The following is a 23,890-nucleotide window of genomic DNA, read 5'->3' on the forward strand; positions in this document are numbered from 1 at the left end:
TGTCCCAGATGGGAGCGGCTACGTGCGCTGTCGGGTCGCCGCAGAGACGTTTTGTCTCGCTCGAGGGGGACCGGGAATCGTATCTACTGCGGAGTACCTGGATACTGGGGGTGTGGCATCGAAGAAACCCCGCATTCTCGAAGACAACAAAGACATGGTCTGGTCTCTCGTACCGTTGGTGCTGTTCTGCATCATCATTGCGGGCATCGCCAGCCAGTGCACGTTCAGTCCTGGCGGCCCGACACAGGGGCCTATCCCGAGCGTCGACGTGGACGCAGCTCTGAACTACGACGCGAAGGAACTCGGATTTCCCATCCGTAATCCCGGTGTTCCGGACGGGTGGACTCCGAACTCCGGCAGTCGCAAGATCATCTCCGGCGACGGCGGCGGAGATTCGAGCACTGTGGGATTCATCACGACCAGTGGTCGCTACATCCAGCTGACACAGAGCAACGCCGAGGAATTCCCGTTGGTGTCACATGTTGCCGGTGGACAGCGATTCGCGACCGGAGTCGAGACCGTCGGTGCCGATACGTGGAACGTCTTCGGCGGCGAAGGTGTCGAGTCGATCTGGGTCACGGACGTCGGGGATGTTCGCCTGTTGCTCACGGGCGCGGCGACGCCGGAAGAGTTCCGGATTCTTGCCGAGAAGGTCGGCGCAGCGCAGCCGATCACGCCATAGGATTTGCGGTCGGAGCGGACGCTACTCGTCCGCTTCGGCCAGAGCCTTTTCGACGCGGGCCCTCGCGCCGGCCAAGTGCTCTTCACAGCGCTTGGCCAACGCTTCGCCTCGCTCCCACAGTGAGAGTGACGCGTCGAGGTCCAGACCGCCCTGTTCGAGAATCTTCACGACGCTCACCAGTTCGTCCCGGGCTGCTTCGTAGCCGAGTTCGTTGATGTCGGTGTCGGTGGCGTTGCTCATTTTTCTCTTCCCATCACTGCGGCGCGAACGGCGCCGTCTGCAAGTCGAACTCGAATCTGGGTACCGGGTGGCGCGTCCTCGACCGAGCGCAGAACCTCCGGATCGCCTTCGGCGACAACACGTTGCACGACTGCGTATCCGCGGGCCAGCGTCGCGGCGGGGCCCAGCGTGGTGAGCCGGGCGCGCAGATGCTCGATCGTTCGGGACTCGGAGTCGATCAACCGAGTCACATCGCGTCGTCCGGCGGCTTGGAGCCTTTCGACCTCCTCGGCGCGACGGTCCACCGCGAGCAGCGGCGATGCCATGACCGGTCGAGTGCGCAACTGTTCGATCAGATGAGACTCACGCTTGACCCAGCTGCGCAGTGCCGCAGCGCTGCGGTCACGCAGATCCGCAACCAGGGCAGCTTCCGCAACCGCGTCGGGTACGACGCGCTTGGCCGCGTCCGTGGGTGTGGCTGCGCGCAGGTCGGCGACGTGGTCACTGAGCGGGCTGTCCGGCTCGTGTCCGATGGCACTGACGATCGGCGTCGTGCAGGCCACGATGGCGCGGCACAGCGCTTCGTCGGAGAACGGCAGGAGATCCTCGACGCTACCGCCGCCGCGAGCGAGGATGATGACGTCGACTACCGGGTTGGCGTCGAGTTCCTTCAGCGCTTCGATGATCTGGGGAACAGCAGTCGGACCCTGAACCGCGGTGTTACGCACTGCGATGGCAACTGCTGGCCAACGACGATGGGCGACTGAGACGACATCCTTCTCGGCCGCACTGGCTCGGCCCGTGATCAGGCCGATCGTGCCGGGCAGAAACGGAAGCGGCCGTTTGAGCCGCGGATCGAACAAGCCCTCGGCGGCGAGCAAGGCGCGCAGTCTCTCGATGCGGGCAAGCAGCTCACCGATACCCACGGCGCGAATCTCGGTGACACGCAACGACACCGTTCCGCGTCCGGTGTAGAACGAGAGCTTGCCGAACATCACGACTCGCGAGCCCTCGGTCAACGGCACCGGGGAGTTGTGCAACAACTGCGGTGAGCACGTGATCGACAGCGACATGTCTGCCGACGGATCACGCAGGACGAGAAAGGCCGTTCGGGTGCCGGGGCGTGCATTGATCTGGGTGATCTGACCTTCGACCCAGATACTGCCGAGCCGATCGATCCAGCCGGCGACCTTGGCGGAAACCGTGCGGACCGGCCACGGCTGCTCAGCGCTACTGGCGCCGGACGATCGCTGCGATGAAGCGGGGGGCGTTGCGGAAGTCACTTTGCCTTGGCTGTGGTGATGCGGTTAGTGAGCATGGTCTGGAACGGTGCCCGGGCGAGCGTCGCATTCTCGTAGTCCAGGACTGCGGTCAGCTCGTCGATGCTGAGCGTCCGGATGCGCGCACGGAGCTGTGCGAGTGTGAGGTTGGGGTAGTCGAGTTCGGTGACGATCTCGGGCTCTTCGGCAGGTCCGTCCGTCGTAGCTGCCGTGGATTCGGACTCGGCGACGGGTGCGGGTTCCTCGATGGGGGCAGTCGGCTCGAGCGAGTAGAGCGCGAAGCGACCGGCGTTGGTCGGGGTGTCAGCGGTGGTCGATCCGGTGGAAGGCGTCGGGTCAGCAGGCGCATCGACGTCTTCGTCGAAGACCGCCCACTCGGGCTGTTCGTCCTCGGAAGACCAGTTGATCAGTGCAAATGCCTGATCGCCCTTGATCGCCAGCGAGGTGATCGACTGCTGCACGCGCATGCTTGTCTGCAGCATCTGGCTCACGGCGGTCATCGGCAGGGCGACGGCGGTGGTGGGCAACTTCTTTGCCTCTTCCATCGCGGTGACGGCGAGTCCCGCGGCAACGCGCGCCACGAACGGTGGTCGGATCATTCCCACAGCTTGCCGCAAAGCTCCGACAATCGGTAGCCGACTTGCCTGTGACGGCTGTACTCGTTTACTTCGGAACCTTCGATCGGAGCCCGAAACCGAGGTGTTCACGTTTGCCGGAGTGTCTCACGTTCGAGGTGCCAGTAGGCTGATCACATGTCTTCGGCTGTTCCTCTCAATCTCGGTATCGCGCACTCGGCTGATTCGCCGTCCACCCGCAAGGGCAGCGCCAAGCGCGTGCTCCTCGCCGAGCCTCGCGGCTACTGCGCCGGCGTCGACCGCGCGGTCGAGACCGTCGAGAAGGCCCTCGAGAAGCACGGCGCACCCATCTACGTGCGTAAGGAGATCGTCCACAATCGCCACGTCGTCGAGACGCTCGAAGATCAGGGCGTGATCTTCGTCGACGAAACCGACGAGGTTCCCGAGGGATCGTTGCTCGTGTTCTCGGCGCACGGTGTGTCGCCGGCCGTCCACGACTCGGCTGCCGAGCGGAACCTGCGCACGATCGACGCGACGTGCCCCCTGGTCACGAAGGTGCACCAGGAAGCGAAGCGATTCGCCCGCGACGATTACGACATTCTGCTCATCGGCCACGAAGGCCACGAGGAGGTCGAGGGCACCGCAGGTGAGGCTCCCGATCACGTCACCATCGTCGACGGCCCGGATTCGGTCGACGCGGTCACGGTTCGTGACGAGTCGAAGGTCATCTGGCTTTCCCAGACCACACTGAGCGTCGACGAGACGATGCAGACCGTCGCGCGCCTGCGTGAGCGCTTCCCCAATCTGCAGGACCCGCCGTCCGACGACATCTGTTACGCCACGCAGAACCGTCAGGTCGCGGTCAAGGCGATGGCTCCCGAGTGTGATCTCGTGATCGTGGTGGGTTCGCGGAACTCGTCCAACTCGGTTCGCCTGGTCGAGGTCGCGCTCGGGGCGGGCGCTGCCGCGTCGTACCTGGTCGACTACGCCCGTGAGGTCGATCTCGCGTGGCTCGAGGGTGTCGAGACCGTCGGCATCACGTCGGGTGCATCGGTACCCGAGGTGCTCGTGCGCGGCGTGATCGAACTTCTTGCCGAGCACGGATACAACGACGTTCAACCCGTCACCACTGCCAACGAGACTCTGGTGTTCGCCCTTCCCCGTGAATTGCGAGCAGCGCGCACGTCCTGAAACAAGAAAATGCGGGGCACCTTCCATCTGGAAGGTGCCCCGCATTTTTTGTGCTACCGGGCGCGTCTGTTCAGGGCTCTTCGCGATCGCGGTACCGAACTCGCGGCGGCGGATACGCGGGAAGATCGACTCCGGGTGGGCGGCGGCGAGGGGGCAGCGGCGGCGATACGTCGTCACCCGAAGCGAAGAAGGGCTCCATCCGCTCCTCACGTCTGGGCGACGAAGTGGGCTCGGGCGCCCGGCGGCGACCGTACGACGGGTAGTCGTCGTCTGCCACGGGCCGACTGTCGGGTTGGGGGCGACGCGTAGGCGGTTGGTGCGTGCGATCGACCCTGGGTGGCTGAGGGCTTCTCCGAGGCGGCAGCGGACGCTCGTCCTGGATCGGCTCGCGCCTGGGGGTGCTTCGGTAGGCGGGCTGCTCGTCCACCTCGGGGGCGCGGCGACGCGGCGGCCCGGGGACGGGCGCGTCCGAGACTCTGCGTCGACGCCCGGTCTCGGGTGCGGGTTGTTCTCGCGTGGCAGCCGCAGAGGAGTCACGAGTGGTGGCCGCCGAGCGGCGGGAGCGGGTCGAGCGCGCGGGCCCGGTGGGGCGCTGATTGAGCAGGAAGTATCGGAAGCCACCGATGATCAGCACGACCACGGTTGCGGCCAACATGATCGGAAAGCGGTTGACCAACGGGTACGCGATGTTGATCGCGATATCGCGCAGCGCGGTGCTGTTGTCCTTGCCGATGAGCGTGTGCCCGATCGGCACCGCAGCGAAGAGCAGCAACGGCGGTTGGGCCATCGCGGTGAAGAGTGCTTTGTTCGAAGCGGCAACCACAGCGAAGAGACAGCCCAGGAAGTAGAACGTCGAGAACACCGCGGTGAGCTCTCCGCCGCCTCCGGTGGCATCGATCAGTACGCCGACGGCGGTCACACCGGCAGCAAGCAGGATCACTCCCCACCAGGGCAGGCCGGGGACGGTCACGATGAGCGATCGCTTGTCCAGCGGTACCCCGGAGCGAGCACGTTGGGTTGCAGACACATAACGACATTAGCGGTTCTTGCGTTGTCGGCCGTGTTTGTGCGGGTCGTGGCTGGCGCATTTATCGACGCGATGGCGCGATGGTTTCGGGTTCTTCGCCAAACGAACCGGACGGATTGTGTGCAGGGTCACCGGACGCTCGTGGGTTGGGGCACACCGACGAAGCCGTCAGCGTGGGAGATCGGCGGTGTCGGTGGGCTGCTCTACCGTCGGATTCATGAAGATTCTGCACACCTCCGATTGGCATATAGGTCGCACCTTTCACGGCGTCGATCTGCTGGCCGATCAGTCGAGTGTGCTCGGTTCCATCGCAGATTCCGTCCGCGAACACGGCGTCGACGTCGTGGTCGTGCCGGGGGACATCTACGACCGCTCGATTCCCAGTTCCGACGCGGTCACCGTGTGCAATCGAGGCTTCGAGGCAATCCGGGCGGCGGGGGCGGTCATCGTCGCGACGTCCGGCAATCACGATTCCGCGGTGCGGCTCGGAGCCGGGGCATCCTTTGCCGCTGCCGGCGGCTTGCACCTGATCACTCGCGTCGGCCAGATCGGTACTCCGGTGATGCTGAGCGATCAGTTCGGTCCTGTCGCCTTTTACGGGATTCCGTACCTCGAGCCGGAGATCACGCGCGTCGAGTTGGACGTGCCCCGGGCTCGTACTCATTCCGACATCCTCGGAGCGGCCATGTCGCGTGTTCGGCGAGATCTCGCCGAACGAACGGCTGCCGACCCCGCGACTCGATCGGTATTGCTCGCCCATGCCTTCGTCGTGGGCGGTGAGGCCTCCGAATCGGAACGCTCCATCTCGGTCGGCGGAGTGGAGACCGTCGCAGTGGGCGAATTCGACGGCGTCGACTATGTCGCCCTCGGACACCTGCATTCTCCGCAGATGCTCTCGGAGAGTGTGCGGTACTCAGGTTCACCGTTGCCGTATTCGTTCGGTGAGCGCAGCCACCGCAAGGCTGCGCTTTTGATCGAACTCGACGCAGCCGGTCTGTCGTCGGTGCAGCGCCTCGATCTTCCGGTGATTCGAGGGCTGAGCCAGGTGACGGGAACTCTCGAGGAACTTCTCACCGAGTCGAAGTACGCCGATTCCGAGCAGTGCTACGTCTCCGCTTTGCTCACCGACCCGGTTCGTCCCGTCGATGCCATGAGGCAGCTCCAGGCACGTTTCCCCTTTGCCGTTCACCTCGAATGGCAAAGGCCGGAAGGACAATCGGATCTCAAGTATCGCGACGCGGTACGGGGTCGAACCGACATGGAGATCGCCCGCGGCTTTGTCTCGGCCGTGCGTAGTGACCCGTCCGAGCGGGAGGTCACGTTGATGGCCGAAGCGCTCAGCGCTGCCGCGCGCGCCGAGGAGTCCACGGTAGAACTGAGTGAAACCGCGTGAGGCTGCACAAACTCGAAGTCAGCTCTTTCGGGCCCTTTGCCGACACTGTCGAGGTCGACTTCGACCGATTGGGTGCAGACGGGCTGTTCCTTCTGCACGGCGACACCGGTGCAGGCAAGACCACGATCCTCGACGCGGTTTCCTTTGCCCTGTACGGGCGGGTTCCGGGTGCGCGCAACGAGGGCAAACGGCTACTGTCCGATCACGCGCCCGCCGGTTCGGTGCCGCGCGTGGAACTCGAAGCGACCATCAGTGGTCGCAGAATCAAACTTGTTCGTAGTCCAGAGTATTCGCGCCCGAAGAAGCGTGGCACCGGTTCGATCACAGAGAATGCAAAGGCCACACTGACGTGGTTGGACGGCCGCGGCGAGAATCTTTCGCGCATCCCTGACATCGGTGACGAGATCAACCGCCTCATGGGCATGAGCGCTGATCAGTTCTTCCAGGTGGTGCTCTTGCCGCAGGGTGAGTTCGCCAAATTCCTGCGTGCCGAGAGTGACGAGCGAGGCAAACTGCTCGAGCGTCTGTTCGACACCAAGCGTTTTGTCTCCGTCGAGGCATGGTTCGACGCCAAGCGAAAGGCAAGTGCGACCGCGCTCGCGGCCAGGGAGCAATCCGTGCGGCTGCTGCTCGCGAAGGTCGAGACAGCTGCGGGACTCGAGGTAGGCGCCGAGGCACACCCACTGGAATGGTCGCGCAAACTCCTCGCCGAGGCTCAGGACACCCGCGATACAAGTCTTGCGGAGCTGGTGACCGCGAAAGATGCAGCAGCCGAGGCTAATCGGGTTCTGTCGGCGGCGCAGCGAACCGCAGATCTGGTCGCTCGCCGTAATCGTGCGACCGCTGAACTCGCAGCATTCAATACGGGCGCCGCCCAAAGAGCTGTGATCGGCGCTGAACTCGAGACCGCCAAGCGCGCACTGCCGGTGGCCGCTGTCGCCGGCGATGTGGACGCTGCCGGCTTGCACCTCGCTGCCGCACTCGAATCGATGACCGCAGCGATGTCGACCTACTCCGCAACGGGCGGTCCGGAGATTTTCGTGCCGGAGGTGTGGCCACCCACCGACGACGAGCGTCAACGCGTCGTAGCTCGGATCCGGACCTGGCGTGACGAGATCGTTCGCCTGGACGCAATGGCGGAGGATGCTCGCAGAGCCGATGCGGCAGAAGCCGAGATCGAGAAACTCGGAGTTCGGCGAGACGCTCTGTCCGAGCGCATCGATGCCATCGCGGTTGAACGCACTCAACTGCCAGAAATGGTGCGCTCGGCCGGCCAACGACTGGAGGATGCGCAACGCGCGCACGCGGCTCTGCCCGGCCTCGAAGCTGCACTGGCCAAAGCATCGGATGCTGCGGCAGCGGCTCATGAATTCGTCTCTCTGCGTGCGCAAGCCGAGAAGATTCGTGTGCAGGTGTTGGATGCGCGCGACGCCCATCAGAGTGCTCGCGGGCGCTGGCTCGACCTCGTGCAGAAGCGTATCGAGGGCATGGCGGCGGAGTTGGCGAGTTCACTCGCGCCCGGTGACCCATGCCAGGTGTGTGGTTCGCGTGAACACCCTGCGCCGGCGCAGTCTGATGTCGTCACGGTCACCGAGCCCGATCTGGAAGCCGCGTCCGCAGCCGAGCGTGCGGCCGAGAAAGCCCTGAGCAAGGTAGTCGACCACCAGGTAACCGTCGACCGTGACATCGACCGGGTGATCGCCCGCGGCGGGGACGGCGACGTCGCAGAACTCGACAGGCTCCGCGCCGCGGCTCGGAACGCCGTTGACGAGGCGGCCCACTCTGCCGGTCAGGTTGGAGGGTTGGCCGACAAGCTCGGGCATCTCAACGAGCGTGACGGCGAGCTGCAACAGGAATCCGCTTCTCTGACGGCCGAATTGGCGGCACTGACCGAGCGTACGACGACTCTGTCGGCCACGGTCGAGCAGATTCGAGCGGCGATCGTCGCTGCGGTGGGAGAAGATTCGACCATCGCTGCTCAGCGCTCGCGGTTCGAAAGGCTTGCCTCCGCTGCCTCGGCGGCGTCTGAGATGCGTGACGACGCCGTTCGTGCGCAGGCGCGATCGGCGGAACTGTCGACCAAACTGGCCGCTGCGGCGGCCGCTGCTGGATTCGATTCGGTCGAGGCTGCGATCGAAGGGGTGAGATCGCCGGCCCGAATCGCAGCGATCGAAACGGAACTCGCCAAAGCACGCGACCTCGAGGTGGCCGCTCGGACGGTCCTCGACGACCCCGAGGTTGTTGCGGTGAGCGAAGTCGAGACAGTCGACGTCGACGGTCCTCGCGAGCGTGCTCTTCAGTGCGCCGAGGTGGTGAACTCGGCTGTTGCAGCTGCTTCCCTGGCCGAGAACCGTGTGTCGGATCTCGAACGGTTCAGCGGACAACTCGAGAAGGCATACGAAGCGGTTGCACCTGAGCGGGAACTGCACGACGAACTCGCGGCGCTTGCCGACGTGATCGCCGGCAAAGGTCAGAACAGTCGCAAGATGTCGCTGCGAGCGTATGTGCTCGCGTCGCGGTTGGAAGAGATCGCCGTGTCGGCATCGGTTCGGCTGCAGCGGATGTCCGGGGGCAGATACGAGTTCGTGCACAGTGACGAGGCAGGTTCTCGGGGTCGCCGCGGCGGTCTGGGGCTCGACATCCGGGACGACTTCACGGGTGTCGTTCGCTCGGCGAAGACGCTCTCGGGCGGTGAATCATTCTTGGCGTCGTTGTCTTTGGCCCTCGGACTTGCCGATGTGGTTGCGGCGGAGTCCGGCGGAATCGTTCTCGACACGATGTTCATCGACGAAGGATTCGGCACTCTCGACGCCGACACCCTCGACTCGGTGATGGCTGTGTTGGACGAGCTTCGCGACGGTGGACGAGTGGTGGGCATCGTCAGTCACGTGGACGAGATGAGGCAGCGAATCCCGAGTCGCCTGCACGTCATTCGCGGACGTGCAGGCTCCTCGGTGAAGGTGATCGCGGGCTGATCAGGCCTTTTTGTTCTCTACCTCTGACTCGGCGTCGTCGTCTTGATCCTCGAGGATGTCCGACGCATCGCCGGCGGGCATCGGCTCGTTGTCGCTTGCGCGTTCGTCGATCTGCTCGCCGATGTACCGGATGACAACTGCTGCCACAGCGGCGACGGGCACTGCGAGGAAGGCGCCGACGATGCCGTACAGCGAGCTACCGGCGGCCACGGCAAGCAGCACGATGACGGCGTGGAGTTTCATCGACTTGCTCTGCAGCACAGGCTGAAGGACGTTTCCTTCGATCTGCTGAACGGCCAGGATGATGATCAACACGATGATGGCGGTGGTGAGACCGTTGGCCACCAGCGCAACCAACACGGCCAGGGCGCCGGCGACAAAGGCACCGACGATCGGGATGAAGCCACCGATGAACGTGAGAATTGCCAGCACCGGTGCCAGCGGGACCCCGAGTATCAGCAGTCCGGCGCCGATGAAGACCGCGTCGATCAGACTCACCAGTGCTTGTGTCCTGATGAATCCGCCGAGCGTGTCCCACATGCGGGTGAGGACCTCTTCGAGATGCCGACCGGCACGGCCGCCGCCGACAGCGTGGAGCCAGGGGATGAACCTCGGTCCGTCCTTGATGAAGAAGAAAGCGAGAATCAGGACCAAACCGAGCGTGACCAACAACGAGCTCGCTGTGCTCACGCCGCTGAAAACGCCTGAAGCGATGGCGGTTCCACTTTCCTGCACCTTGGTGATGACGGCATGGACGGCGTTGTCGATCTGGTCGTCCTTCAGGTTCAGCGGCGGACCCTGGAGCCAGTCCTGAACCTGGTTGATGCCCTCGGTGGTCTTGTTCGCGAGCTCGGGGGCCTGGCTGACCACTGACGGAACGATGCCGGCGATCACACCGGCCAGGATTCCGATCGAGAGCACCAGGGTGATGCCGGCTGCCGCGGCCGGTGGCATCCCGCGCTTGATCATGCCGCGGGTCGGCGGCCACATGACTGTCGCAACAACGATAGCCAGAGCCACCGGCAGGATGATGACCCAGAGCTTTTCGATCAGCCAGCCGAAAATCCAGGCGCCCAGCGAAATCGACGCCAACACCAACGACCATTTTGCGAGCCACATACCCCCTTGCCCGATGATCTCGCCGCGGTCGCGCTTGCGCACCCCTGCGGACGTCCCCTTGTCTTGCTCGCTCACTGATCGTCCTTTCCGTCGGCGCAGGGATCTCCTCGCCGATGTGCGAATCCGGTGATCTAGCTGAGCTGATCGTAACGACTGCATGCGATAACTCGTGTGTTGCGCTGCAATACTGTGTTTTGAAGCATGCTGATCGGACTAACATTTCCGTCATGAGAATCGCAGCAGCAGTCGGGGCAGCAGCAATCGTCGTTCTCGGGCTCACCGCGTGTAGCACCGAGGATCAGGACAACGCGCAGAACAAGATCAGCGAGGCAGTCACGAGCGGGCAACAGGCGCTCGAGACGGCGAAACAGTCAGCGGGCAACGCCATCGATCAGGGCAAGACGGCGCTGTTCGTCGCCACGTTCCGTGGGGCTTACGCACCGTTGGCGGAGAACCGCGACGACGCAGACATCGAGGTGATCTTGACGACCACGTGTACCGAGGTCGCCAACGGCACGGACGAGGCGGAGGTCAAGACCAAGATCACCGACCTGGCCGAGAACAACGGCAACAAGCCCACCGACGAGCAGGCCGGCCACATTTACGAACTCGCGAAGGCCACCTGCCCCTGACCGGATTCAGCAGCAGCGGGCGCCTGGGTTGGCGTCGGTTGCTGCGTGACGGCGGCGCCAGAACTCTCGTTCGCTGATCACCGGTGAGTCGGCGTGGTGGCGTCGGGTGTGCTCGACGTAGCGCTGATAGTCGAGATCACCCATCACCGAGCGAACCCACCACAGCGTTCCGCGGAACGCTGTGGTGAGTTTTGCCGTCATGGTCGCCGTCGTCATGGTCAGTGCCCACCTCCGTGTGCGGCGCCGGGCGCCCGGACTTTCCCGGCTTTGATCAGCTCGTCCCATTCTTTCTGGATTTCCTTCTCCGCGGGCGTCGGAATGAAGCTGGCGGGTCCGAAGATTTTCGACGGTTCTTCCGGGGACTCGGTGGTCGGCAGCCCGCCCGCTCGGATTGCCTTGGCACATACGATGATCCCGGCGATGACCACGACGATCACCAGTGACGCGAAGATGATCGACAACGTGCCCTGGATGAAGGTGTTGCGAATGACGGCATCGATGGCCTCCGGAGTCTTCGCGGAACCGTGCGCCGTCTCGCCGGCAGCCTTCGCGTCCTTGAACACGTTGTGCTGAGCCCAGTACCCGATCGCGGGGTTGTCGGAGAAGATCTTCTGGTACGACGCGGTCATGGTTACGACCAGGTCCCACACCAGCGGCACGCCGGGAATCCAGGCCCATTTGAACAGGCCCTTCTTCATGACGATCGTCATGACCACCGTCAGTGCGATCGCGGCGAGTAGCTGGTTGGCGATGCCGAAGAGCGGGAAGAGTGTGTTGATTCCGCCCAGCGGATCGGTGACACCCATGAGCAGAATCGCGCCCCAGGCAGCGACGACGATCAGCGAGCACAGCCACGCGCCGATGCGCCACGACGGGTCCTTGAACTTCTTCGCCGGACCGCCGAAGTTGCCGAGCGAGTCGGAGAGCATGAATCGAGCGACGCGGGTGCCGGCATCGATCGTGGTGAGGATGAAGAGCGCCTCGAACATGATCGCGAAGTGGTACCAGAACGATTTCAGCGAGTCGCCGCCGAAGACGTCGCTGAGCACTTCGGACATTCCGAACGCGAGCGTCGGGGCGCCGCCGGTTCGCGAGATGATCGATTCTTCGCCGACGGCCTCGGCTGCCTGAGTCAGCACGTCCGGTGTGATGGGGGCAGTGCCGAGGGGCAGATTGTTGACGTATTCGGCTGCGGTTTCCGGTGTTCCACCGGTCAGTGCCGCGGGAGCGTTGAGTGCGAAGTACAGGTGCTGATCGAGGATGCAGGCGGTGACCAGAGCCATGATCGCGACAAACGATTCGGTCAGCATGCCGCCGTACCCGATCATCTTGGTCTGGCTTTCCTTCTCGAGCAGCTTTGGCGTCGTACCGGACGCGATCAGTGCGTGGAAGCCCGAGAGTGCGCCACAGGCAATGGTGATGAACAGGAACGGGAACAGTGAACCGGCAAAGGCCGGGCCTTCGCCGTTGGAGGCGAATGGCGTCACTGCCGGCATGTTCAGAGCGGGTCGTGCGACCAGAATTCCGATGGCCAGCAGCGCGATGGTGCCGACCTTCATGAACGTCGACAGGTAGTCGCGCGGTGCCAGGAGCAGCCAGACTGGCAGCACCGATGCGGCGAATCCGTACGCGATCATCAGCCACGCGATGGTGACCTTCGAGAGTGTGAACCAGTCTGCGCCCCAACCGGTATCGGCAACCCATCCGCCGGAGACGATGGCCAGGAGAAGCAGGACGACGCCGATCAGGGAGACCTCGGAAACCTTGCCCGGCCGCAGATACCGCAGGTACACGCCCATGAACAGCGCGATGGGGATGGTCATCGCGATCGAGAACACTCCCCACGGGGACTCGGCGAGCGCATTGACGACCACAAGTCCGAGCACCGCGATGAGGATGATCATGATGACGAACACGCCGATCAGTGCGGCGACGCCGCCGACAAGGCCGAGTTCTTCGCGGGCCATCTGACCGAGGCTGCGCCCGCGGCGCTTCGACGAGATCCACAGGACCATGAAGTCCTGCACCGCCCCGGCGAACACGACGCCGACGATGATCCAGATCGTTCCCGGAAGATATCCCATCTGCGCGGCCAACACGGGTCCGACCAGGGGGCCGGCACCGGCAATTGCCGCGAAGTGGTGACCGAACAGCACCCGACGGTCGGTCGGCATGTAGTCGGCGCCGTTCTCCATGATCTCGGCGGGAGTGGCGACGTCGTCGCGAGGCTTGACGATCTTGCGTTCGATCAACCGCGCATAGAAGCGGTAGGCGATCAGATAGGTACAGATTGCGGCCAACACGAACCACACAGCGCTGATGTGTTCACCGCGGACGATCGCAATCATGTACCAGGCGCCCGCGCCGACCAGTCCGAGAACAAGGAAGACGACGCGCGCAGTCGTGGAGATGGGTGTTTTGTCGATGACGCCGACAGGTGGCAGGTCAGGATCGGTTTTCAGGTACTCGACATTTGGTTCCGGCGCAGTCGTCAAGCTCATCGTCGAACTCCGTCCACTAGTGCACGTGTGGCCGCCGTCACAGCGGGCCATCTGTCACTGTAGGACCAGAAGGGTGAATCCGCGCGATCTGAAACGCGGGAGTCGACCGACGTCAGAATCGGTGAGCGTCGGCGTCGATCCAATCGGTGAGCCAGCTCTGCGGCGGGGAGTCGAGCAGTTCGCCCGGCATCAGCCAGTCGAACAGGTCGGCATAGGTGCGAGTGGTGAGACCGTCGACGCGGCGGTTGAGCATTCCCGGTTGCAGTTGGTCGAAGGAATCGATGCCCATCGACGCGATCATCTGTTGTGCGCTGGCGACAGTTGCCTTCTGGAAGCGGTAGACGCGCTCGCTCTTGTCGGGGATGTCGAGTGCGCGGGTGCGTGCCGGATCCTGAGTGGCAACGCCGACCGGGCAGCGGTTGGTGTGGCACATCTGGGCCTGAATACAGCCCACTGCGAACATCATTGCGCGGGCCGCCATCGTGAAGTCTGCGCCCTGGATGATGCGTTTGACGATGTCGGAACCGCTCGCCACCTTTCCGGAAGCGCCGACTTTCACGAGAGGGCGCAAACCAGTTCCCACCAGAGCGTTGTGCACCAGCATCAGGCCCTCGGTCAACGGCATGCCCATGTGGTCCTCGAACTCCACCGGACCTGCGCCGGTGCCGCCTTCGGAACCGTCCACGATGATGAAGTCGGGCGTGATGCCGCGTTCGATCATCGCCTTGCAGATTCCGAGGAATTCACGACGCGAGCCGACACACAGTTTCATCCCGACCGGCTTGCCTCCCGACAGTTTTCGCAGGGTCGCGATGAAATCGACCAGTTCGACCGGGGTGCTGAACGCGGTGTGCGCGGGTGGCGAAATCACAGTCTGGCCGACGGGTACCCCGCGGGTTTCGGCGATTTCGGGGGAGACCTTGACTCCGGGAAGCACGCCACCCAACCCGGGTTTCGCACCTTGCGAGAGCTTGATCGAAATGGCCTTCACCTGGTCGGAGCCTGCGCGCTCGGCAAAACGGTCAGGATCGAATCGGCCGTCCTCGGTCCGGCATCCGAAGTATCCCGAAGCGATTTCCCAGATCAGATCGCCGCCGTGTTTGCGGTGATACGGACTGATCGCGCCTTCACCGGTGTCGTGAGCGAAACCGCCTTTGGCGGCGCCGGCGTTGAGGGCCTCGATTGCGTTGGCGGACAACGACCCAAAGCTCATCGCGGAGACGTTCAGGAGAGCGATGTCGTACGGCTTCGTGCAATCGCGTCCGCCGAGGCGAACTCGCGGAACGGTGTCGGGGGCGGTCCGTGCGCGAATCGAATGCGTCATGAACTCGTAGCCGATCGCATTGACGTCGCGCTCGGTCCCGAAGGGCTCTTCCGCCAGTGTTCCCTTTGCCCGCTCGTAAACCAGATCTCGCGTTTCGCGATCGAATGGCATTCCATCGGTGGATGATTCGACGAAGTACTGCTGGATCTCCGGTCGAATCTTCTCGAGGAGGAATCGCGCGTGCCCCAGGACCGGATAGTTACGGAGGATGCTGTGGGACTTCTGAGTGAGGTCGTAGGTGCCCATGGCCGCCAGCGCGAGTGTGACGACAGCGATCACCCACCATCCGGGCGAGGCGACAATTGCGAGCGCGGCGGTGCCGAGACCCACTATCCATATCAAGAGCACGATCAGCATCCGAGTCACCTCGAGAGCGTAGGCGCTCACTGTGACACGGCAGCGGTAAGTCTCCACTAGGTTCTGCGATAGAGAACCGAATCCGACTCTTTGGGGGAATGATGACCGAACCGCAATATCCGACCGACCCGCAGGATCCGAAGGAGCAACAGTATCCGAAGGAGCAGCAGTATCCGGCAGGCCAGCAGTATTCAGCCGGTCAGCAATATTCAGCAGGCCAGGAATATCCGACGGGTCAGCAGTACCCGACCGACCCGCAGTACTCAGCCGGACAGCAGTATCCGACCGGTCAGCAGTACAGCGCAGCCCAGCAGTACAGCGCTGCTCCCACGTACGCGGCGCCTCAGTACGGTCCGCCGAAGTCCAACGCGGGATGGGCCGTCGCGTCGATCATCTTCTTCTGGCCTATCGCGTTCGCCGCGTTCAACCATCTCCACGACATCTACCCGAAGTGGGCGATGGGCGATCACCAGGGCGCGCAGTACGCGTCCGAGCGGGTGAAGAAGCTCGGGCAGATTTCGCTCCTGATAGCCGTCATCTGCTGGGTGCTGTTCATCGCGTTCTACGTGATCTTCCTGGTTGCGATCGTGTCGTCCGTCGATTCGTATACCTACAACTGATCACCTGCCGCGACGTGACGGTGGGGCGAGTACCCGTCACGTCGCCGCGAGGCCGTAGAATCCACAGACCGTGAGCCTTACCCTCGGAATCGTCGGACTGCCCAACGTCGGCAAGTCCACCCTTTTCAATGCACTGACCAACAACGACGTGTTGGCAGCGAACTACCCGTTCGCGACCATCGAACCCAACGTCGGTCTGGTCGAGCTGCCCGATCCGCGGCTGCAGAAGCTCGCCGAGATCTTCGGCTCCGAGCGCATCCTCCCCGCGACCGTGTCGTTCGTCGACATCGCCGGCATCGTCAAGGGAGCGTCCGAGGGCGCCGGCCTGGGTAACAAGTTCCTGGCCAACATCCGTGAAGCGGACGCCATCTGCCAGGTAGTTCGCGTCTTCGCCGACGACGACGTCATCCACGTCGACGGCAAGGTCGACCCGGCCTCGGACATCGAGGTCATCGAGACCGAGCTCGTGATCGCCGACATGCAGACCTTGGAGAAGGCTCTCCCGCGTCTGGACAAGGAAGCTCGCAAGAACAAGGAGCTCAAGCCGGCCCACGACGAGGCGCTCAAGGCTCAGGCCTTCCTCAACGAGGGCACGACGCTCTTCAGCGTCAAGGACAGGCTCGACTTCTCGCTGCTGCGTGAACTGAGCCTGCTCACCACCAAGCCCTTCCTGTACGTCTTCAACGCCGACGAGTCTGTGCTCACCGACGAGGCGAAGATCGCGGACCTGCGCGCTTCCGTCGCTCCGGCCGACGCCGTGTTCCTCGACGCGAAGGTCGAGCAGGAACTCCTCGAGCTGGACGAGGAAGACCGCCAGGAAATGCTCGACTCGATCGGTCAGACCGAGCCGGGCCTGCACGCTCTCGCGCGCACCGGCTTCCACACCCTCGGACTGCAGACCTACCTGACGGCTGGTCCGAAGGAAGCTCGCGCCTGGACGATCCACAAGGGTGACACCGCGCCCCAGGCTGCCGGCGTCATTCACACCGACTTCGAGCGCGGCTTCATCAAGGCTGAAATCGTGTCCTTCGACGACCTCGTCGAGGCCGGTTCCATGGCCGCGGCCAAGGCTGCCGGCAAGGTCCGCATGGAGGGCAAGGAATACGTCATGGCCGACGGCGATGTGGTGGAGTTCCGCTTCAACGTCTAAATCCGCGGTACTGCTGCAGGGCAATTGTGCAGCCGCAGGGAGAACTGTCCTCGCGGCTGCACAATTGCCCTCCGGCGTCTCACCCGAGCTTTCAGGCGAAGGCGATCTAGTGCTTCATTGGTCTGAGGTGCTGCTTTGGTGGCGTGGCCCCTGTGGCAGCGATACGAGGCCGCTCTGTTCCTCACACACGGAGCAGGTTTCTGTTCCTAAACTTTCTCTTCGCGAGCGTCAACGAAGCGGCGCCCGTGAGAATGTCGACTACTTCCGAGGCATCGACTCCTCCGCGCGTGAGTTCGCAGCTCTCACAGTCGAATTCGTGGGGAGCGAAAGAGGCGAAAGCTCCGCGTAGTCAGTCCTTTCGCGCCATCTACACAGGCTCGGGCTGACGGGGTCTGTCAGCCAGCGTACTTCTGAGCTCCGAGCGGGCGCTTGGGCTCTTCGCACTCGCAGGCTCCGAGTCGCGAAAGCGCTGCCGGGAGCATTCACTTCCATCGCGCAGCGCCCGCAGCGGACGTGGCTAGAATCGTTGACGCGCTGGGGACTGACTTTCGCGGGGTATCTAGTTCGTTCCAGGGGTCCAGATAGTTGGAACGCAGGGCACAAGGTCTGGGAGATCATGCGGTTCGGCTTTGCTGCTAGCTCCCACCTCGTTGCCTGCTGCGACATTGCGAAGCCATGCGAATGTACGCAGAGCCAGGACGTGAGAGCAGTGATTCTTAGCCATCGTCATCCTCGGGCGCTGCGAGACAGAAGTCGTCGTTTATCTTGATGACCAGTGCCACGGTCAGTCGTAGCGCGGTGATGTAAGTCCTGAAGTGTGCATCGTCGCCATCCATACCGGCTTGTGCCCCGTGAAGGTACTTGTTTCGCAGCTGAGGTCCGTTGCTGAAGTCCACCCCGTTGAGGAAGTAGTTGAAGTACTTCCCTTCCGCATCTGTCAGCAACGAGGAGGAGCGCGTTGTCCAGCCCTTCGTCACCATGTCGTCTGCCGTCGCCCGCCCGGCATCTGAGAGGTGATAGTAGCTAGCTGCTTGAGTGGCGAACAGTGCTTTGAGGATGAGGTACTGCTCCGAGTTCGCGAGCTGAACTCGCGCTCCAGTATCTTCAAGAACTCCCAGTTTGATCAGGTGGTCGACGGTTGGCTTCTGGTAGTCCTCGAAGTCGTCGTACGCAATCTGGTTCTCCAGAAGAAGCGTTGCTGCGTTGTCCGCGTTCAGGGACTCATTGATGTAGTGGAGCCTCGATTGGTCGGAGAACAGGTGGTGGAGGATGCCAGCAATTTCCTCACTTTCGGATGAGCAGACGTACTTACCGTCGAGGAGGCTTGGTATCTCCTTGTATTTGACCTGCTCAGATCCCATGGCGAGCAGATCGCGGTCGAGTTCGCCGTCTCTGGCGAACAGGGTGAATTGATTTGCGACGCTTTCCATCTCGGCGAAAAGGTGCCTCACCTTCTGGAGGTATGACGACCCCCTGTCTGACGGGGTGAACGAGAAGTTTGAGGCGCCGAATTCCTTAACGAGGTACTCCTCGAAGAACCAAGAGATGACCTGCTCCAGGTCGATGTCCTTCGACTCTAGGAAGCAGTGGTAGAGGCGCGTCTGGAGCAGGGTGCTCATGTCGATGGCTCGAAAGGCTGCGCCGATCTTGTACTCGTTCTTTCCTGTGGCCCCCATGAACCGTTCCATGACGCCTAAATACGCCGGGTAGGACGGAAGGAGCAGCAGCGCTTGAAGGTCAGCGAACTCGAAGAGGTGCAGAAAGTTGTTGAGGATACCGGGGTTGTCGCTGCTTTCTTCCAGCCACCGACCGCTGTATATGTACCGGCAGACCAACTCCTCCGAGGTGTCCAATTCGAACACAACTGGATCATCTTGGGTTTCGGAGATGCCCACCTCACATCCAGTCTTGAAGCCCTGGTTCTCGTTGAAGAAGTTCGCGCTTATCTCGTCGGAGCGTCGCTTCGCACGCAGCTTGAGCTTGGCGTCGATTCCGGACAGAGAACACTCCTTGGCAGTCGCAATCAGCCCAACGTAGTTGGGGTTAGCGTCCTCGCTGTCGACGTAGCCCTCCAGCAGTTCGCGAGCGTCGACTTGAGTGAAGCTCGGTGGAAGATGTATCTCTCCTTTCACATCGTCCTGCAGGTACTTTCGAACCAAATGCTCAGCACCACGAGAGGAAGCACGCAACTCATCCCGTATCTCGGCGTCATAGGCCTGCACAAGCTTCTTGCTCGCGAGCAATTCCCCTAGGTGCACACCTGCCGCGGAGAGCGCGGGAAGGACCGTCGCGCTGTCGCAACGTTCGAAGGCCTTGTTCCGGCCGAGCAAGTGCAGAAGATCCCCGTGATAGTCGTGGCCGACACCAGCCACTGTGGCTGCGAAGTTCGTGTTGTCGACCGACGAAAAGTACCGCGCCACCGCACTGTGGATCTGAGGAATCAGTGCCTTAGCTTGGTTGCGCTGTTCCTCGGAGTAGGCGTTCGGCAAGAAACCATGTTCGAGATACTGCTGAACGTTGTGGAGCTCAAGCATGTCCTCAGTGCTCGTGGGGACACTCTTAGGGTCGAACCCCTCAGCAAGCTCTGCGACGCGCGGGACGTGCCAACCTGCTGCCATGTCATGTACGCCATAGAACCGAACCCGACGCGCGGTTGCGTCCACTTCGCTCACCTGCTGACCTCACTTCACCTCGCGCAGCCCGAACAACGTCATTATGACGGGTTGGTGCGACAGAACAGGGCCTGCGAAGGCTGGCCCGACCAGACCGCTCGGGTTGCGTGCACTTCCCGCAACAACGGTGCACTTCCCGCAACAACAAAGACTTCTCCGTGTGCGCCGACGTCGAACTGATCACCCCTGGAGTGCCTCATGAGCCGCGTCCACGTGATTCGTCGCCGGCAGATGCCTATGTGTGCCGGAACGTACTGGCGTTCCGATTCAATATTTAAGGACACTGGTCAGCGGCCTATTCATCGTCCGTCCGCAGCAGTACCCGCAGAGTCCGGAACAAGTCATCCGCGGTTCCGCGGTTCCGCGGGTTCTGCGGCTCTGCGGGGTTTGCCGTCGGCGTCGGGAGAGGCTGAGGTGCACGTTCACACCAGGAACAACCACGCCGTTTGATTAATCGGGGCGATGATCGCCCCCGCATGCTCCGAGAGAATCTCGAGCAGTCCGGCCGTCGCGGGATCTCCCAGCGTCTTTCACGAGGACGGTGTGGTCGCCGCCGGTCCACCACCGTGACTTCGCCTGGTGCCAGGCCAGTGACGGTCTCCAGGTGCCTGAGGGCACAGGCGGCAGACGGACGCTTTAGCCGTCAGACTCGGGCATCTCGCTGAGCGTCCGACGGGTGACGAACCGCCGCGCTCTCCCCGACAACGGGTCGGTGAATTCGAGTTCCCTCGCGAGCAATTGGAGTGGGAGAGAATGATCGTCCGGCGCGTCGGGAAGTAGGTCGGGGTATCGCCGGTCGCCCAGGATCCCGGCGCCGAGAGCTGCCAAATGCACCCGCAACTGGTGCATCCGTCCGGACCGCGGACGCAGAACCGTATGCAGCACTGTACGTCCGGAGGCGCTCACGCCCATCCCTCGCGCCTCGATCATGGTCTCGGAGTTGGGTTCACGGCTGTCGTCGACGACGACTCGCAACTCGCCGCGTCGAGCTTCGATGTGGTTGCGGTAAACGAGAGGGACGTCGAGCGCTGGTGAATCCTGGCCCCGCCGGGTGGGTCGCGCCGACACCGCCTCGTAGACCTTCGTGACCTGACGCTTCTCGAACAGTGACTGATACGCGCCGCGCGTCGCGGGGCGGGCCGAGAACATCACCACCCCTGCGGTGCCGCGGTCGAGTCGATGGATCGGGGTCAGATCTGGGTTGTCGAGACGAACCCGCAGGCGGATGAGCGCCGACTCACGCAGGTATCGCCCGCTCGGAGTGGTCGGGAGAAAATGTGGCTTGTCAATGACGACGAGATCGTCGTCGGTGTGCAGGATCTCCTCGTGGAACGGCACCGGGTCCTCCGCCGGCAACTCGCGGTAGTACCAGACGAACCGGTGCGCACTGAGTTCTGTGCTCCGGCAGAGCGACTGGCCGTCGATACCCACGAACTCGCCGTCGTCGAACCGCCGATACAGGTTCTCGGCGTCCAGATGGTCGAACTTGGCCACGACGTACTCGGCGATCGTCGCCCACGGCCCCGAGAGCGGGATGCGTAGGCGCGTCGGGCCAACCCCGTTCTTGACGGGCAGCGGTGGGGACATGGACACGCGGGTCATCATCCCATCGACTACTGGTCAGCGGTGATTCGGTGTGGCCTCGACGGGGACGTCCCCGCGGGGACGCGGAAACCGAACTCACAGCGGTGGTCGGTGTAGATCGTCTACTCGAAAATCAGTAGCGCGGACGAGATGCGGGCCCGTATGGTTCGGCAGAGAAAGATCGCAGTCGAAAAGCACTGCGGGCCATACCTTCTGTAGCTCAATTGGTGAGAGCACCCGACTGTGACTCGGGCGACGGCGGATCGTAACCGCCCAGAGGGACCAGCTCAGATACGGTTGAGGTCGGGCCTCTAGGCGCAGAGGCCGGCGGCCCTTTGCCTGCACAGTTGTCGAACGAGCCTGAGCCGGTATTCCCTGAATCGCCGGACAGCATTCCAGTCGCCGGCCATTTCCGCGTCGGCAAGTAGGTATTCGCAGTTGTCCAACTGATCCTTCAAAGACATCATCAGAATTCACCTCCGATCACCCGAGCAAGTACCTGTCCAGGATGCGGCCGACGGGACCCCGGGGACATCGGCCGTAGTACCTGTTCAGGTACCTGCTTCGGTGCGCGGTGGAGGCTACTTCTTGACCGCAGGTGCAGGTAGTGGCATGCCTCGCTCGGCCAGAACGGCTCGGAGACGATCGGGGTAGTCGGTGATGATCCCGTCGACACCGAGGTCGATCAGGGCGTGCATGGTGGCGGGATCATCGACGGTCCACGGGATGACCTTCATGCCACGCGCATGTGCGCTCGCGATCATGTCGGCTGTCGGATAGAGGGTGAAACCGGGATCCCCGACCTTTCCGCCCTGCGGAGTTCCTTGGACGGGGGAGTAGGCGGAGGCACCAAAGGTTGCTACCGCCGCGATGCCGTCGCCACCGAAATCATCGATGTCCAGACCGCCGAGCCACGGTGACGCTCCGTCCTTGCCTACCTGGAGAAAGTCGCCGTTTGTGAGCGCAACGACGGGGACACTCGGCGCGAGTTGACGGGTGAGCATGAGCGAGCCCCAGTCGAAGCTCTGAATGGTGACGCTGTCCAACAATCCGGCTGCCCGGATCGTATCGAGGACTACAGAGACGAACTGCTCACGCGGGGCGGTCTCGTGAGGCGCTCCCGCTTCCACCTTGGTCTCGATGTTGAGCTTGATTCCGGGTGCGTTGTACGACTTCACCAGGGCAAGCACTTCTTCGAGCGTCTGCATTTTCGCTCCCGGAACATTCTGCTGTTCAGGGTATCCGGCAAGGGGGAGAGTGCCGCAGTCCATGGTCTTGATCTGCTGCAGGCTCAGCGTGTTGACGAATTTGCCGACGTACGGGAACTCCGGGTCACCCGCAGTTGCGGGCTCGGTGTCGAGGCATTTCTTGTTCGAGATCTTACGATCGTGCGTGACGACAGCGATCCCGTCCTCGGTGATCTGGGTATCGAGTTCCAGTGTGCTGACGCCCATTTCGAGGGCATTCGCGAACGCGGCCAGGCTGCTTTCCGTGTACAGGCCGAGCCCGCCGCGGTGGGCTTGGACGTCGAACGTCGAAACCGGCTGGGGTGCTGAACTACCGAACGAACCGGACCAGTCGAGACTGCCGGTTGGCGATGCGCCGGCCGGGGCCGCCAGGGCGGTGAGGGGGAGTGCGACGGTCACGGCGGCACACGACAATATTCTGCTCAGTTGCATGAAAGGAACGTAGAGGCGTCGAATGGCTCGCCGGGGTTCGTTAGGTAAACTAACGGTAAAGGTCAGGCCGCGTGAATGCGCTGCCCGACGCCGCTCGCGTGGACCTTCATCCACGACGCCAGAAGCTCACACCCGGTCAGTCCGCTCTCGTCGAGAGGTTCGATCGCGTAGCTGATGTGTCTACCGCCGCGAGGGTTCTTGAGCTGAAATCGGTTCAGGTTCAACTTCGTCGGCAGGTAACCAAGTACTTCGAGGAACGCGGTGCGAATACGTCGTAGATCGGTACGCCACTGTTTCGGACTGAAACGAGTCTTCTGCGCATTCTGGAAAGCATTGCTACGAAGTAGTTCCCAAACCTTTCCTGCCCACACGCGTGCCTGCGAGAAGGACATCCAGCGCGTCAAGTCTGCGATGTCGCGAATGTAGCTGTCGTCGCTGGCATTACAGATCATGTCCTGCGGGTGCCCGATCCACTTGACCGGAATCCACGGCTGGATCTCGGGTCCGTCGCCGGCAACTCCGTGTCCCTCACAACCTTCGATCACGCCTGCCGGTTGTTGAGGATCGGAGATCAGTCCGACTCCGATGATGTTGGCGCGGTTCAGCGTCGGAAGAGCCGAGCGGATCACGGTGCATCCCTGTGAGTATCCGATCAGCATGACCGGGCCGTCTGTCTGTGCGATTTCGGCGGTGAGGGCCTTCACACCCATCGCGGTGCTGTGCCGAAAGCTCAGGCCACCGTCGGCGACCGGACCGTACGATGCGGGATAAGCGACCCAGCGAGAATCGAATCGACTGTCGAGTTCGTCGGTGACGGCACTGAGGAGTCCGCGCACACGGGTGCCGTCGTCGCCGACGTGGGATTCGCCGGTGCCGCCAACTGCAAGAACGGTTACCTCAGCCATGCCAG

General features: G+C 62.9%; 19 protein-coding genes and 1 tRNA gene. 8 read left to right on the forward strand and 12 right to left on the reverse strand.

Going from position 1 to position 23,890, the window contains the following annotated elements; all coding sequences use genetic code 11:
• Nucleotides 1-112 precede the first annotated feature (112 nt).
• Complete coding sequence (locus AC1Q61_RS11015) at nt 113-682, forward strand: DUF4245 domain-containing protein (RefSeq protein WP_003945206.1); 570 nt, start codon at nt 113-115, stop codon at nt 680-682.
• Nucleotides 683-703: 21 nt separating this feature from the next.
• Here AC1Q61_RS11015 and AC1Q61_RS11020 read toward each other — a convergent pair whose 3' ends face one another.
• The 3 genes from AC1Q61_RS11020 to AC1Q61_RS11030 are packed head-to-tail and all read right to left on the reverse strand — an operon-like array spanning nt 704 to nt 2,780.
• Nucleotides 704-922 (reverse strand): exodeoxyribonuclease VII small subunit, encoded by a 219-nt coding sequence (locus AC1Q61_RS11020; RefSeq protein WP_003945276.1) that lies wholly within the window; start codon nt 920-922, stop codon nt 704-706.
• Complete coding sequence (gene xseA / locus AC1Q61_RS11025; RefSeq protein ID WP_042920858.1) at nt 919-2,184, reverse strand: exodeoxyribonuclease VII large subunit; 1,266 nt, start codon at nt 2,182-2,184, stop codon at nt 919-921. Before xseA ends, AC1Q61_RS11020 begins: the two co-directional genes overlap by 4 nt.
• Nucleotides 2,181-2,780: a lipid droplet-associated protein gene (locus tag AC1Q61_RS11030; RefSeq protein WP_030536251.1), complete on the reverse strand. Its 600-nt coding sequence runs from the start codon at nt 2,778-2,780 to the stop codon at nt 2,181-2,183. Before AC1Q61_RS11030 ends, xseA begins: the two co-directional genes overlap by 4 nt.
• Before the next feature lie 153 nt (nt 2,781-2,933).
• Here AC1Q61_RS11030 and AC1Q61_RS11035 point away from each other — a divergent pair, with 153 nt between their 5' ends.
• A complete protein-coding gene (locus tag AC1Q61_RS11035; protein WP_042920853.1) occupies nt 2,934-3,947 on the forward strand; it encodes a 4-hydroxy-3-methylbut-2-enyl diphosphate reductase in 1,014 nt (337 codons plus the stop codon).
• Nucleotides 3,948-4,017: 70 nt separating this feature from the next.
• Here the strand turns inward: AC1Q61_RS11035 and AC1Q61_RS11040 are convergent, their stop codons facing one another.
• On the reverse strand, nt 4,018-4,974 hold the full coding sequence (locus AC1Q61_RS11040) for a DUF6542 domain-containing protein (protein WP_007726347.1): 957 nt from the start codon (nt 4,972-4,974) through the stop codon (nt 4,018-4,020).
• A gap of 217 nt (nt 4,975-5,191) precedes the next feature.
• Between AC1Q61_RS11040 and AC1Q61_RS11045 the strand changes: the two genes are divergently transcribed.
• A complete protein-coding gene (locus AC1Q61_RS11045; protein WP_030536250.1) occupies nt 5,192-6,367 on the forward strand; it encodes an exonuclease SbcCD subunit D in 1,176 nt (391 codons plus the stop codon).
• Nucleotides 6,364-9,342: an AAA family ATPase gene (locus tag AC1Q61_RS11050; RefSeq protein WP_042920852.1), complete on the forward strand. Its 2,979-nt coding sequence runs from the start codon at nt 6,364-6,366 to the stop codon at nt 9,340-9,342. The genes AC1Q61_RS11045 and AC1Q61_RS11050 overlap by 4 nt, the downstream gene beginning before the upstream one ends.
• Here the strand turns inward: AC1Q61_RS11050 and AC1Q61_RS11055 are convergent, their stop codons facing one another.
• Entirely contained in the window at nt 9,343-10,536 is a 1,194-nt protein-coding gene (locus AC1Q61_RS11055; protein ID WP_003945249.1) for an AI-2E family transporter, read from the reverse strand.
• A gap of 152 nt (nt 10,537-10,688) precedes the next feature.
• Here AC1Q61_RS11055 and AC1Q61_RS11060 point away from each other — a divergent pair, with 152 nt between their 5' ends.
• Nucleotides 10,689-11,093, forward strand: coding sequence for a hypothetical protein (locus AC1Q61_RS11060; RefSeq protein WP_042920849.1), 405 nt, complete (start codon nt 10,689-10,691; stop codon nt 11,091-11,093).
• A gap of 6 nt (nt 11,094-11,099) precedes the next feature.
• On the opposite strand, the gene AC1Q61_RS11065 is transcribed toward AC1Q61_RS11060, so the two are convergent.
• The 3 genes from AC1Q61_RS11065 to AC1Q61_RS11075 all read right to left on the reverse strand — a co-directional run bounded on the left by AC1Q61_RS11065 (nt 11,100) and on the right by AC1Q61_RS11075 (nt 15,284).
• Nucleotides 11,100-11,309, reverse strand: a complete 210-nt coding sequence (locus AC1Q61_RS11065; protein ID WP_083291716.1) for a YbdD/YjiX family protein — start codon at nt 11,307-11,309, stop codon at nt 11,100-11,102.
• Nucleotides 11,310-11,311: 2 nt separating this feature from the next.
• Nucleotides 11,312-13,594 carry a carbon starvation CstA family protein gene (locus tag AC1Q61_RS11070; protein WP_007726338.1) on the reverse strand — a complete coding sequence of 761 codons (2,283 nt, stop codon included), beginning with the start codon at nt 13,592-13,594 and terminating at the stop codon, nt 11,312-11,314.
• A 112-nt stretch (nt 13,595-13,706) separates the two neighbouring features.
• On the reverse strand, nt 13,707-15,284 hold the full coding sequence (locus AC1Q61_RS11075) for an FMN-binding glutamate synthase family protein (protein ID WP_037132028.1): 1,578 nt from the start codon (nt 15,282-15,284) through the stop codon (nt 13,707-13,709).
• A gap of 92 nt (nt 15,285-15,376) precedes the next feature.
• Here AC1Q61_RS11075 and AC1Q61_RS11080 point away from each other — a divergent pair, with 92 nt between their 5' ends.
• Together AC1Q61_RS11080 and ychF are read left to right on the forward strand one after the other, a co-directional pair.
• A complete protein-coding gene (locus tag AC1Q61_RS11080; RefSeq protein ID WP_371683539.1) occupies nt 15,377-15,895 on the forward strand; it encodes a CD225/dispanin family protein in 519 nt (172 codons plus the stop codon).
• Between the two features lie 70 nt (nt 15,896-15,965).
• A complete protein-coding gene (gene ychF, locus AC1Q61_RS11085) occupies nt 15,966-17,045 on the forward strand; it encodes a redox-regulated ATPase YchF (protein WP_042920847.1) in 1,080 nt (359 codons plus the stop codon).
• Between the two features lie 716 nt (nt 17,046-17,761).
• Here the strand turns inward: ychF and AC1Q61_RS11090 are convergent.
• A complete protein-coding gene (locus AC1Q61_RS11090; RefSeq protein ID WP_308251931.1) occupies nt 17,762-19,717 on the reverse strand; it encodes a hypothetical protein in 1,956 nt (651 codons plus the stop codon).
• A gap of 636 nt (nt 19,718-20,353) precedes the next feature.
• Nucleotides 20,354-21,322, reverse strand: a complete 969-nt coding sequence (locus AC1Q61_RS11095; protein ID WP_042920844.1) for a pseudouridine synthase — start codon at nt 21,320-21,322, stop codon at nt 20,354-20,356.
• 188 nt (nt 21,323-21,510) lie between these two features.
• On the opposite strand from AC1Q61_RS11095, the gene AC1Q61_RS11100 reads away from it, so the two are divergent.
• A tRNA-His gene (locus AC1Q61_RS11100) sits at nt 21,511-21,586 on the forward strand.
• A gap of 296 nt (nt 21,587-21,882) precedes the next feature.
• Here AC1Q61_RS11100 and AC1Q61_RS11105 read toward each other — a convergent pair.
• The gene (locus AC1Q61_RS11105; protein WP_172827019.1) at nt 21,883-22,980 is read right to left on the reverse strand and encodes a glycerophosphodiester phosphodiesterase family protein; all 1,098 of its coding nucleotides are present in this window, start codon (nt 22,978-22,980) and stop codon (nt 21,883-21,885) included.
• A 62-nt stretch (nt 22,981-23,042) separates the two neighbouring features.
• Nucleotides 23,043-23,885: a PE-PPE domain-containing protein gene (locus tag AC1Q61_RS11110; RefSeq protein WP_042921041.1), complete on the reverse strand. Its 843-nt coding sequence runs from the start codon at nt 23,883-23,885 to the stop codon at nt 23,043-23,045.
• Nucleotides 23,886-23,890: the final 5 nt, after the last annotated feature.

The organism is Rhodococcus sp. MPR-R1B (assembly GCF_058793255.1).